The 12,350-nt window shown below is 46.1% G+C and carries 11 protein-coding genes and 2 pseudogenes; 6 read left to right on the top strand and 7 right to left on the bottom strand.

Going from position 1 to position 12,350, the window contains the following annotated elements:
• Positions 1-269 (top strand): annotated as a pseudogene (locus tag GO755_RS41130) (hypothetical protein); the annotation flags it as partial.
• A 360-nt stretch (positions 270-629) separates the two neighbouring features.
• On the opposite strand, the gene GO755_RS39680 reads toward GO755_RS41130, so the two are convergent.
• From GO755_RS39680 to GO755_RS39670, 3 genes are all read right to left on the bottom strand, one after another.
• A complete protein-coding gene (locus GO755_RS39680) occupies positions 630-1,187 on the bottom strand; it encodes an RNA polymerase sigma factor (protein WP_157590996.1) in 558 nt (185 codons plus the stop codon).
• Positions 1,188-1,407: 220 nt separating this feature from the next.
• On the bottom strand, positions 1,408-1,563 hold the full coding sequence (locus GO755_RS41695; protein ID WP_227687282.1) for a hypothetical protein: 156 nt from the start codon (positions 1,561-1,563) through the stop codon (positions 1,408-1,410).
• A gap of 276 nt (positions 1,564-1,839) precedes the next feature.
• On the bottom strand, positions 1,840-2,280 hold the full coding sequence (locus tag GO755_RS39670) for a response regulator (RefSeq protein ID WP_157590995.1): 441 nt from the start codon (positions 2,278-2,280) through the stop codon (positions 1,840-1,842).
• 214 nt (positions 2,281-2,494) lie between these two features.
• On the opposite strand from GO755_RS39670, the gene GO755_RS39665 reads away from it, so the two are divergent.
• Together GO755_RS39665 and GO755_RS39660 are read left to right on the top strand one after the other, a co-directional pair.
• Positions 2,495-2,782 (top strand): hypothetical protein, encoded by a 288-nt coding sequence (locus tag GO755_RS39665; protein WP_157590994.1) that lies wholly within the window; start codon positions 2,495-2,497, stop codon positions 2,780-2,782.
• Positions 2,783-3,000: 218 nt separating this feature from the next.
• The gene (locus GO755_RS39660; protein ID WP_157590993.1) at positions 3,001-3,477 is read left to right on the top strand and encodes a response regulator; all 477 of its coding nucleotides are present in this window, start codon (positions 3,001-3,003) and stop codon (positions 3,475-3,477) included.
• 82 nt (positions 3,478-3,559) lie between these two features.
• On the opposite strand, the gene GO755_RS39655 is transcribed toward GO755_RS39660, so the two are convergent.
• The 3 genes from GO755_RS39655 to GO755_RS39645 form a co-directional block, all read right to left on the bottom strand.
• Positions 3,560-3,904, bottom strand: a complete 345-nt coding sequence (locus tag GO755_RS39655) for a LytTR family DNA-binding domain-containing protein (RefSeq protein WP_157590992.1) — start codon at positions 3,902-3,904, stop codon at positions 3,560-3,562.
• Positions 3,905-4,511: 607 nt separating this feature from the next.
• The gene (locus GO755_RS39650) at positions 4,512-4,691 is read right to left on the bottom strand and encodes a hypothetical protein (RefSeq protein WP_157590991.1); all 180 of its coding nucleotides are present in this window, start codon (positions 4,689-4,691) and stop codon (positions 4,512-4,514) included.
• Positions 4,692-4,823: 132 nt separating this feature from the next.
• A complete protein-coding gene (locus GO755_RS39645) occupies positions 4,824-5,189 on the bottom strand; it encodes a hypothetical protein (RefSeq protein ID WP_157590990.1) in 366 nt (121 codons plus the stop codon).
• Between the two features lie 842 nt (positions 5,190-6,031).
• Here GO755_RS39645 and GO755_RS39640 point away from each other — a divergent pair.
• Positions 6,032-6,457 (top strand): hypothetical protein, encoded by a 426-nt coding sequence (locus GO755_RS39640; RefSeq protein WP_157590989.1) that lies wholly within the window; start codon positions 6,032-6,034, stop codon positions 6,455-6,457.
• 29 nt (positions 6,458-6,486) lie between these two features.
• On the opposite strand, the gene GO755_RS39635 is transcribed toward GO755_RS39640, so the two are convergent.
• A complete protein-coding gene (locus GO755_RS39635) occupies positions 6,487-6,780 on the bottom strand; it encodes a hypothetical protein (protein ID WP_157590988.1) in 294 nt (97 codons plus the stop codon).
• A 496-nt stretch (positions 6,781-7,276) separates the two neighbouring features.
• On the opposite strand from GO755_RS39635, the pseudogene GO755_RS42270 reads away from it, so the two are divergent.
• Positions 7,277-7,668: pseudogene (locus GO755_RS42270) on the top strand (DUF892 family protein).
• 487 nt (positions 7,669-8,155) lie between these two features.
• Complete coding sequence (locus tag GO755_RS39625) at positions 8,156-12,193, top strand: CheR family methyltransferase (RefSeq protein WP_157590987.1); 4,038 nt, start codon at positions 8,156-8,158, stop codon at positions 12,191-12,193.
• Positions 12,194-12,350 lie beyond the last annotated feature (157 nt).

Raw genomic sequence — 12,350 nt, 5'->3', positions numbered from 1 at the left:
TTGAGGTAAAGAAGTACATTGATGCGAATCAGCATTTACCTGGGGTTCCCTCAGCTGATCAGGTAGTAAAGGAAGGGGTTGATCTAGTAAAGATAAATGCTACGTTGCTTGAGAAGGTAGAAGAACTGACTCTATATAGTATTCAGCAGGAGAAAGCTAATCTGCTACTCCAGCAACAACAGCAACAGGATCGGCAGGAGTTAAAAGCTATGAAGCAAAAGCAGGCCGAATTAGAACAATTGTTAAAGCAAGTTTTAAACCGGAAGTAGCTAATTCCCTGGGTGGTCAGGGCGGAGGGCTTGGTAATATACTTGGCGGGTTGTTTGGCAGCCACTAAAGTTCGATTTCTATTGGCCGACGACTGTCCTAAATGACTAATCGGCGCTAGCTGCTAATCTAAAATTTGGAAACAGAATTAGCTCCTTCCAGCCGTTTTTGACTCTTTTCTCTATTGAGTCTACTAAGTAACCTAGTGTGAAAGCCCGAAATACCATCTGCTGCTGGGCTTTTTTATGCTCACTGCAACAGGTTGGCATGGCCAATGGAGAAGAGTGCCCAAGTTGAATATTGGTAAACTTGTATAGGCAATTCTAATAAAAAACGGCCTTGCTTCATTACCGTTTTGCGTTTCAAGCAATCACGTGATAATGGCGAATGTCCTGCCTGAACTGCTGTTTCAACAGTTGTAAAGCCATCCGATATCGCGTTTTGACCGTACCCAACGGCAAACAGAGTTGAGCCGCCACCTCTTGTTTAGTGTACTCCCCATAATACACCAGTTCGACGATTTGCCGATATTTGGGCGCTAAGTTGGTCAGTATGGATTGATGCAACATGCCTTCCGAAACAGGAAGGTCGCAAGATTGATTACTGTTTTTATCCAAATACTCGTTAGCTGAATGGCGCACCTTTTGTTTTCTCAATTCATCTAGCGCTACGTTTTTAGTAATAGCTAATAGCCAGGTAAAAAGGCGTCCTTGCTGGGGATCATAACTAGGAATAGTTGACCAAATTTTGATAAACGCATCCTGAAGTAAATCTTCCGCTCGTGCCTGATCTTTTATTAATCGTAAAAGCGTACCTAAAAGTGCCGGAGAATAGGCATCGTATAGCGTAGAAAATGCTGAAGGTAGTTTAGCCTGGAGATCTCGAACCAAGTCGGATTCCGCTTGTAAAGCAGCATTCATGCAACAAAAAGTGGGCTAGTGAACGTTAGAGATTTTAAGCTTAACAAGCCAATATTTAAATTGATATGGGCCATGTGAACGAGCTTTTATAGGTTAGATGAAAATGCTGATAGTGTCAGTATTTTTTGTAAAATTTCTGCTCAATAAGGTCGATTTTGATGATCTAATAGTTCTTGTTTCGTCTTAAACAAACTAGTCTGTAGCGGATCAACCTGCACCTTTACATTGACCCTAGGTAAGCCCACATGTTAGGCCATAGATCGCGCGCTACCACCACTAATTCATGCGTTTCTGATCGCTGTCGAATAAGAGCTGTATTAAGCAAGCTACCATTTAAGATAATTTGCATGATTCCCTGAAAATAGGGGGGATTCATGTGTGGTTCCAAAGGGATGATCGACCCATACGATATCCCCGACCATAAAGGGAACTTCGACGGGGCTAAGCGTAAGTTTCATCTTGTTGAATTTGAAAATGGGAAGACCGATTTGTAAAAATCAGAGTTCATAAATCATTTAACAATGATGGCTATCATCACCTTATATGATGGCTCTCATCCCTTTACATGATGGTTGACAGGTTTATTAGCTTACGTTTGCCACGTAATAATAATGCAGCCAATTAATCGGCTATTGGCAAGTATCATCCTTGACTAATCTAGTTTGTCGAAATAGAAATCGGGTATGGTAACAGTGTGAAACCAGTAGGTTCGTAAGCGGGCGACATAGGATTGCCAGTCAATGTAGGAAAATGGCTTGCTAGTAAATGCATTAGCTCCTCGCCTAAAGGCTTCGGCACGATTTTCCTCTGTTGAGTAAGACGAAAGGATGATGATCGGTAGCAAGGGACCTTGAGGGTGGTGACGCACTAACGATAAGAAATCAAATCCACCGGGTTCGCTCTGTAAGTCCAAGTCGAGAAGTACCAGCTTAGGTCCGCGACCTTTTAAAGCATCCAGATAAGCTATCGCTTCCTTGTAATTGCTGGTGTATATAATATTGGCTTCGGAAAAAGCATTTTTGGCTGCTCGATTTAGAACATCGGCTACATTCGATTCATCATCGACAACAAGAATAGAAAAATGTTCTGCCATAGAAAGGATTGTAACCAAGTGTTACAAATGTAGGCCAATCCCGCATCCTTCCTATCTGTAATGCCGTAGGGCACTTATTTTAATCTCCTTATCCCACTATAATTAAGATCTATCGTGTAAAAGTGCATGTGGCAATCCCACATCCTCATTATCAAATCGTTAGTCAAACATTCTGGTTTATCATATGTAGTAGGGAATCATACCCTAATTAAATATGCTCTTCTTTATAACCATACTGGAACAAGGCGATTTTCGGCATTTTCACTTTGAATACGACGAACTCGAAATTGGTTTTGACGTTTTAAATAGGCTTGTTGCCAAAGGGAATGTTTTAGTCAAAGTGACCATGATCGATGGTAGTAGCGCCATCCACCTCCCAGTAGAGGCCTTTGATGGGCAATGTGGTCAATCAGCCATTAAAGCATTAGAGCACGAGTGGCGCGCCATTTTAATGAGCCCGCTCAATCGAAATAACAATAGAGATTTAGACTATCTATCCTGATTATGTCGTTGCGTCCTTTTGTTTCAATACAGAAAACCTGATGAAAAAAGTATTTTTGTAAGCCTTGATAATCAAGGTGTTGAAATATGAATAGAAGACCTCTCTCTAACGTGGCTTTTTTTAACGTATAATCTTGATGGTACGTTTATAAAACCATCCGCTTAATCAATATTGCTTGTGGCGAGTTAGTAGAATACACACTAATTTCCCCAGTAGTCATGAAAAACGCCCATGATCTCATTAATGCCAATTTTAAAAACGCTAAACTACTCATCGTTGAAGATAATAACGATCAATGGCTAATCATTCAGCAGGCCATGCGCCAATGCATGAGTGAGCTAACAGCAGAGCGCGTATCTACCCTTGAGCAAGCAATGACCTTACTCAACGACTGGCGCTATCAAGAATGGGAAATCCCCAAACTTATTTTGCTGGATCTTTACTTGCCCACTAATGCTGATGGATGGTGGTTGCTCAAGCAGATTAGAGCCATGTCTTCGTCTATTGGTAAGCTTCCGATTGTCATGCTTACCTCCTCGGTTGACCCTATCGACATTAAGGACGCCTATCGCCTGGGGGTTTCGGCTTACGTAGTTAAACCAATCGAGTTCGCTGACTGGCTAACTTGTTTTCGTGAGTTGCGCACCTACTGGTTGGAAACCGTTACGCTCCCATCAATTCAGTATGAATTTTAAGCTGTCTGCCTATAAAGCCCTTTCAGGTATGCATTTTTTCTAGCTGCTCCTCGATAGACGGATGTTCCCTTAGATCAGGCTATTATTTCAATGGTGTACTTTTCTTCTTTAAGTGATAAACGATACCAGAAACTCGACGGCGGGAAATAGGTAACTGAACTTGATCCTGCATCACTACGTAGCTGGGGGAGCTTAGGGTCGAGGCAATCAAAAGCTCAAGCACATAAACCGGATTGATCAGGGAGCGTTTATGAGGACGCAGGAAGACGGGCCATTGTTCTTCAAACCATTTCAAGGTGCGGGCCGCTACAACAACCGTCCCATTCATCAAGTGAACATGACTGTAATTTTCATCCCCGGTCAGGTATAACACGGTCTGGGGATCAAAGTAATTCACCGGCTGTTTTTTAGGTAGTCTTTTTGCCATACACACGAACTTAGTCTGCAACCTAACGAATTGTGCGTGCAAATCACATGATGAGAATTTTAATAAAATACACCTATCTCAGAGACGACATTACCCATTCGTTGCTAAACAATCAACTCCGGCAATCAGGTCAGTGTTAATCGGCTAATAAATGGCTTTCACCTGGGCGAGGATGAGTGGAAAAAGAAGTAAAGCCAAATTAAGGCAAACAACTCATTACCTGCTCTATAGCATGTTTTATTCGATATAACCCTTCCTCATCTCTATTCTGGTCAGCCGCCCGTTTATTGATCGGCTAGAATTAACCATCAATAAGCCAGAGGTTTATTTACTTACAGGCCTGAGTTTACCTATTTCCCGGCGTCGACGGGTACTGCTTCGTCAGCATCTCTCTTTTCAGAAGTTATGAGTGACCCAGAGGCCTGATCCAACACCTATCCTTCATCCTCCAGGTTCTGCTGGTCTTCAACCGCCGGAAAGAGCAAGCCCTTCAGGTACACACAAAACTCGCCTAGTTCCCTGGTAGAAGCAGTAAATAGTACTCTTTGCTGCCAAGTCGTCAACTGCGGGTATAGGTACCGGAACTCCGTCGATCGGGTCAACCTGATCATAGCCCTGACGAGCAGCAACTTAACTGAAACCAGCTTTTTGGGGCCGGAATCAATCCCTGCTCGACCTGGAGAAGCCGCTCAAAGTCACCAGCTTGTTGAGCGTATTTAGCTCCCAGGCCTGTGATAATAAGATGCTCATAGGCACGGGCATAGCTACTTAACTTATCATTATTCATTCGCTGTTCCGTTTGAGGGGAAACCGGCTAAAAGCATAGGCTAGGCCCAAACCAAATAGCTAGAAAAGATTAATTGACAAGTTTATTAAGTGATGGCAAGCCTTCTTAGAAATCCCCAAATGTTATGCTCCTTTATGTACCCCTATCAACCTTGGTAACAATGGGGTTTTCATACCCCACTTGGGGTAACAGGATAGCCAGCAGGTTCAGGCAAAACTGGCCCAATTCCTGACTGGAAGAGGTCTCCAGAATTGTTTGCTGCCAGCCGGTCAGTTGCGGCTGGAACGCCTTGTACCGGGCAGTACGGAGAAGCTCGGTTAGGGCACCGATTAACCTATTTTTTACCCTGGGAAACTTCTTGGTGCCGGTGTACCCAGTCCGCTGATCTAGAATAAGCAGTCCGAGACCCTGGGCCTGGTGGGAAAAGCTGGGGCCAAGGCTTAGGCTAATCAGCTTATAATAGGCCCCGGAAAAAACTAGTAGCTCGTCGTCTCGCATACAGGTATTCTTAGAAAGATGGTGTGTTACCCGAAAGTAGCGACCTATGTCCTTTTTATCAACTTTATGTTTTTATTTGGACAATATAGACCTATTAATTTTGCGTATTGCTCCTCTAGGCGACCAACTGGTGACATAGGAAAGCCAATGGATGGCGTTAGTTGACTTACTTATGCCTGCGTGAACAAAGAGAAAAGCCTATTAACAATCATATAGAGGGCTGATCGCCATCATTGCCAGCCAATTTGGCAATACCCAATTTTACAAAGAGATAGATGATAAATTCTAGATAAGTGGCTCAGCATATGATTATTCAGATTAGTAAGCTCAAGGGGCCAAGTCCAGACTAACTTAATTCAAAATGTACATTTCTACTGGTTTGAGCTTGTTAAAACGCACGCTTACCTTCCTGTTATTTACCACAGAAGGAAAAAAAAATACGAGCGGGATGGTGCTTAGCCACCATCTTTTATAAGATGCTCATTAAGGCCGTCGCTTTTAGCTCATCGGATCGCTTGTGTTACTCTGTACCTGTCAGTAGTACGGGTTCGCTTTGGGATGGGTTTGGAGGCTGGTTAGTTCGGGTATGTTCCGGTTTGCTTATTGAACCCGCCCGTCGCCAATCTCGAATCAATTACGCCCCTTGCCGGATCATACAGCCAGGTAGTGACTTTCTGAGTAGTAACTGCCCCTCTCAATTATGTCTGAATCAGTTGGTAAAAGGGAGCCAATCCGGTCCCTTAGTTATAAACTGCATAAATCCCACGCTTTGAGACTAAAGTCTATACTACGTCAGTCAAGTTGATCAATACAGGTGACCCCTCCTAACAAGTTAGATCCCGATGAAAGTCTCACAAATCGGTACCTCAACATTGGTTACGCTAGTAGCTGCCGCTTTAATAATTGGCTGGCTTGATCCCACCGCTGCAAAGCCTATCCTGGCCCTGCTGGGGATCATTCTACTTTTATTCTACAAATTGGACGTTTATGTAACCAACCAGCACATTAAGTTTGTGTTTGGCATTGGCCTCATTCAACGCAGCATATCCCTCGACCAAGTTGTGGGCGTAAAAGTGGTCAGAAATTCGATATGGTCGGGTTGGGGTATTCGCGTAAGTTCAGCTTTTACACTCTATACAGTATCTGGTTTGGATGCAATTGAGTTGACGCTAAAAGGAAAAGTTCGTACAATACGAATCGGTACTAACGTGCCAGAGCTACTAAGTGCTTATATCAATCAAAAACTAGACATCATCAGCCCCAATTGAGATAAGGACAGGTAATATGCTTAGCCTTCCTAGGGTTGAAGCTGGATGGCAGCTAGGGAGGTAACTTGCGTTAAAAACAATTGAGCGATGGCAATTATGTGATGGCCCAATCGGCTCTGTTCTTCTAAACACAGCTGATCATATTGTAGCTGGCGAACGGGCTCCCATTTGAACAATTCAGTTTTAGCATCATAAATGCCCATTGGAGTACCGCCTTCCCTGATAAAAACCTGTTTAAGATAGTCATTTGCTTCAAGTTGAGTTTGGCAAGCAATATGCCTGTAGGCATCTTGGTGCAAATAGAGTACTATAAATCGATTCATTTTAGATGTTGTTGAGTAAAGACGACCTGTTTACCGTAACCCAGCTTAATCTCTTTAGTTTTAGGGATTCGCCTTGAAACGATGATACTCATTTTAGCCAATCACCTGATTGAACTGTTTTAGGGCTTGCTGGGTGGTTACTGTCGGGAATAGCCCTGGAACTGAGGTCCTCGTTTAAGCGAATCACCAAGTCACAAAGTGAGACAACGGCCAACCCCAGTATTTATAAAATGATTGACCAAATGTATTTTCATTTGCCACTTCGATCCAACAGCCTCAGTATAAGGATAAGTCTGCTGAAAGTTAGTTTGTGACAATCACGACTTCCAGCAAGTAGTAGCTTACCCACTGAACAAGCCTAATCAGAGCGCGTAAAATCGCTATACTAAAACCACGCGTGGTGATTGATCATGGCCAAACAAAAACACAGGATAGCGCATTGACCAAATTAGTTCAGGACGAACTGAAAGACATTTATTAGGCCAAAAAACATTTAGTGAAGAATTTACCTAAACTGGCCAAGGAGGCTACCTTGCCTAAATTAAAAAGTGCCTTTAAGAACCATCTAAGCCAAACGGAAGGTCATGTTAGCCGACTAGAACAGGTTTTTGAGTCCATAGGCGAAACCGCCAGTGCCAAAAAATCCAGGGTATGGATGGGCTGGTGAAAGAAGCAAAAGAACTGCTGGAATACACGAAGGCAGGCAAGATGACACGAGATGTGTCCTTAATTGCTGCGGCTCAGAAGGTAGAGCATTATGAAATTGCGACCTATGGCACGCTACGCACTTTGGCGGGTATATTAGGTTTCTTCAAGGCCGTTAAATTGCTGGAAGCGACCTTAACTGAGGAAAAGCAAACTGATGAATTATTAACCCAAATTGCATAAAGTTCCGTCAATGAACTCGCGTCGGCAGAAACCGAGTAAAATTTCGTTGACTATTTAATCAGGTAGTAGCTGACAAGGTCTAACTTTTACAGGGGATCTTGTCAGTTTTCCATTTAGAGCAATTTTTACCACCATAAATTATTGGATATTTATGGCGATGCGGCTATGATTTTAAGGCTGAAAGCTGCATAAATGTAGAATCTCCATTCATTGAGTGTTTGGTAGTGTCTCTGTTTGAAATATACCTATGCCATTAAAAAAGTGCTTTTGGATTACCAAAATTGGATCAACTGATCATGCTACGAGATATTGAGGAACTAGCAAACAAAATTGACTTATCAGACTTATCTTCGATGATCAGATAAGATTTAAAGACTGGCTAGTCGGACGGCCCCATACCGGAAAGCTTTGACGATCAGCGTTCCGGTGACTTTGAGCCGATTCACTCCGCTCTCCAGTAATTTCCCTTACCTAGACCATTTTCCCCTTGAGTAAGAAAAAGTCAACATCAGAAACACCAGACCAACCCACTCCGGCAGAGACAATTATTGTGGGCATCGGAGCCTCCGCAGGGGGCGTTGAAGCGCTGACCCAATTTTTTAAGCAGGTAACTCCCGATTCAGGTCTAGCCTACGTAGTGATCCTACACTTATCGCCCGATTATGACTCCCAGTTGACCCAAATTCTACAAGGAGTAGCCAGCATTCCTGTCCATAAGGTGGAGCAGCGGGTGCGAGTTATCGCTGATCACGTTTATGTGGTACCGCCCAGTAAGCACCTGCAAATGGAGGATGGGTACCTGATAGTGCTTCCCAATGCCCAGATCGAAGACCGACGGGCACCGGTGGATATTTTCTTTCGAACCCTAGCCGAGTCGCACATGGAGCGGGCAATTGGGGTGATCCTCTCGGGCACGGGAGCTAACGGCTCCATGGGCCTCAAGCGAATCAAGGAGCGGGGTGGTGCAGTCTTCGTGCAGAACCCCCGCCAGGCCGATTACAACGAGATGCCCCGTCATGCCATCGCTACTGATCTGGTGGATGATATACTGCCTGTTGAGGAGATTCCAGCCCGGTTGCGGGCATACGCTCACAACTGGGTCGCCTTGTTTATAGCCGGGGGAATCCAACCTAGTTCTGATGAGCCCCAGCAAGCCTTGCGGGATGTGTTTGCTCAGCTACGCCTGCACACTGGCCACGACTTTACCAATTACAAGCGCCCCACTATGCTCAGGCGAATTGAGCGACGATTAAACGTGCACAATCTGCTTGATCTGCCCACCTATGTCACCTTTCTGCGAGCGCATCCCGAAGAAGTCCAGGCTCTACTAAAAGATTTGTTGATCTCGGTTACCAATTTTTTTCGCGACAGACCCGTATTTACTACTCTGGAGCTGCAGTTAATGCCTTTATTAACTCATGCCAAAACCCAAGACGACACTTTGCGTATCTGGGTGGCTGGTTGTGCCACGGGCGAAGAAGCCTATTCTATTGCGATACTTTGCGCTGAACGGACTCTGGATGTAGTCGATGCCCCAACGGTACAGATCTTCGCCACCGACCTGGATGAGACGGCACTAGCAACCGCCCGCGAAGGGCTCTATACCCTCAATGATGCCGCCGACATATCGCCCGAACGACTTCGTCGCTTTTTTACCAAGGAAGGGGAGGTGTATCGCGTTCGCCCCGAGATTCGGGATATGGTATTATTTGCCCACCATAATGTGCTTAAAGATCCGCCATTTTCCCGACTAAATCTGGTGAGCTGCCGAAATTTGCTCATTTACTTTAATCAGACGGCCCAGCAGCGGGCGCTAGAGACGTTTCACTTTGCCCTTAATCCTGGGGGCTATCTGCTGTTGGGTCTTGCCGAAACCACCGAAGGAAAAGGGGATCTGTATGCCCCCCTCAACCGGGAGCATCACCTGTTCCAGAGTCGATCTGTGGTCAACCGCGCTTACCCCGTACCCGAGATTAGCGCTGGGATAGGCGCCATCCAAAAACGGGTGCCGGGAGTCAGCCAGGCCAATGAAAGTCCGGCGCACGGACGGCTGAGTTATGGCGAGCTGCATTACCAGCTTCTTGAGCAGTATGGTCCCCCCTCGATTCTGGTTAATGAGACTTTCGACATCCTCCACGTGTCTGAGCGGGCGGGACGATACCTGCAGATTGGCGGGGGCGAGCCGTCCAAAAATCTACTTCAACTCATCCAGCCCGACCTGCGGCTGGAACTTCGAGCGGCCTTTTACCAGGCCGTTCAACAGCGAACCCCTGTGGTGGTACCTTTCCTCTCAGTACGCTTAGCAGATCAGCCTCATCTTATTACCCTCCATGTTCGTCCCGTATTAGGTGAGGGGAACCCCGCCCGCGGGTTTATGTTGGTTCTTTTTGAGCCAACCCTTGAAGAAGCGGTCGAGCCAACCCGTGAGCGCCCTGCGGTTGAGCCCATGGTCCATCAGCTAGAAGAAGAATTGATTCGAGTTAAGGCGCAGTTAAAGCTGGCCAACGAGCAGCATGAACTGCAAGCGGAGGAATTGAAAGCGGCCAACGAAGAGTTACAGGCTATTAATGAAGAATTGCGCTCATCGGCCGAAGAGTTGGAGACCAGTAAGGAAGAACTCCAGTCAATCAACGAAGAACTCACTACGATCAACCAGGAATTAAAAATAAAAGTAGAGGAGCTATTGCTGGCTAGCAACAATCTGCAGAACCTGATTAATGCCACTGACATTGCTACCCTATTTCTGGATCGGAGTCTACGAGTCAACCTGTTTACGCCAGCGACACGGACTATTTTTAATTTGATCGCCACCGATGTAGGGCGGCCTCTAAGTGATATTACTGGTCGACTTGACTATACGCAGTGGCAAGCCGATGCCGAATCAGTACTGGCTACACTCCAACCCATCGAGCGAGAGGTAGGTACCACGGACGGGCGCATGTTTATGGGGCGCATGATACCTTACCGCACGGCTGACGACCGAATCAACGGCCTAGTGCTGACCTTTGTTGATATCACCCAGCGTAAGAAGTCTGAAGAAGCTAACTATTTTCTGGCCTCAATTGTCGAATCATCGCAGGACTCAATAATAACAACCAATTTTAGAGGTCTGATCACCAGTTGGAACCAAGCTGCTGAAGCGCTTTACGGTTACCCGGCACAGGAAGTCATCGGCCAACCGCTGACCCTGCTGTCTCTACCTCAAGATCTGGCCCATATACTAAACAATACAGAGAAAATAAAACAGGCTCAGCAGGTTGAAACCTATGAAACCGTCCAGATCACCAAAGCCGGGCAGATCTTGAACCTGGAAGTGGCGCTCTCGCCCGTAAAGGATGCTTTCGGGCAGGTCATCGGTGTCTCTACAGTGGCCCGGGATATTACCCGACGTAAGGCTACCGAAGAAATCCTGCGGGAGTCGGATCGACGAAAAGACGAATTTTTGGCTATGCTCGCCCATGAATTGCGTAATCCACTGGCCCCCATTCGTCATGCGTTGCAACTGCTGACGCTAAATGCAGAACAAAATGAGCCGATGCGTTCAGTTCTCGACTTGATGAGTCGCCAGGCAGATCATCTGGTTCGGCTGGTGGATGACTTACTGGATGTGAGCCGCATCAATCAGGGAAAAATTGTGCTGCAGCCAGCGCTGCTGGATATGGGAACACTAGTGGCTCAGGCTGTCGATAGTGTACAGTCTCTCTATGAGTCCCTTTCCCGTGAGTTATCGGTTTCTTTGCCAACCGAACCCTTGCATATAATTGGCGATGCCACTCGCTTGACACAAGTGATCACCAATCTACTCACCAATGGTGCCCGGTACACACTGGAAGGGGGCCAGGTTTGGGTTGATCTGGATTTAGTCAACAACCAAGTCCGCTTACGAGTGCGTGATAATGGCATTGGCCTGGCAGCTGACCAGCAGGAACGGATCTTCGAATTGTTTGCGCAGGTCGACAATTCCCTAGCTCGTTCTAAGGGTGGATTGGGTCTGGGACTGACGCTCGTCAAACGCCTGGTTGAGCTGCACGGTGGGCGAGTGGAGGTTCGAAGTGAGGGGTTGGGTAAAGGGAGTGAGTTCCTGGTTTACCTTCCTGGTTCAACGGGTTCTAGTCAAGGGCTGCCACTTACCCCTGAACAGAGCCTGTTAAGCACACCTGGTCGTCGGATTTTAGTGGTCGATGATAATCCTGATGCGGCTGATACCTTCGCCTTGCTATTGGAGATGAGTGGTTACCAAGTCGATGTTCGCTATAATGGCCAGCAAGCGTTGGAAGCGGCTGAGCATCTACAGCCCGAGGTGATCTTGCTCGATATTGGCATGTCTGGTCTAGACGGCTATGAAACGGCCCGCCTGATTCGTCAGCAACCTTGGGGTCGTGATCTGATTTTAATTGCCTTGACGGGTTATGGGCAAGCTGACGACAAACGCCGGAGTCGGGAAGCTGGTTTTACTGGACACCTGGTCAAGCCCGTTGGGCTGGAAGCGGTAACTGAGTTACTGGATTCGTTGTTGTCACTCTGAGAGTTGGATTGGTTGTGCTTATTAGCAGGTAACTAACTTTCATTCTATGGCTCGTGGTTCGGTTCAAACTGGCTATCCATTAGTTACGATCAGTTCTATTCTCTACCGTATCGATGTGGCAACCATCCAAGCCTCCTGTTAGTACATGTTATTTACA

Source organism: Spirosoma arboris, assembly GCF_009754945.1.
GTDB classification, from domain to species: domain Bacteria; phylum Bacteroidota; class Bacteroidia; order Cytophagales; family Spirosomataceae; genus Spirosoma; species Spirosoma arboris.
The sequence above is the reverse complement of the archived record's forward strand: the minus strand, read 5'-3'. Positions and strand labels throughout refer to the sequence as shown.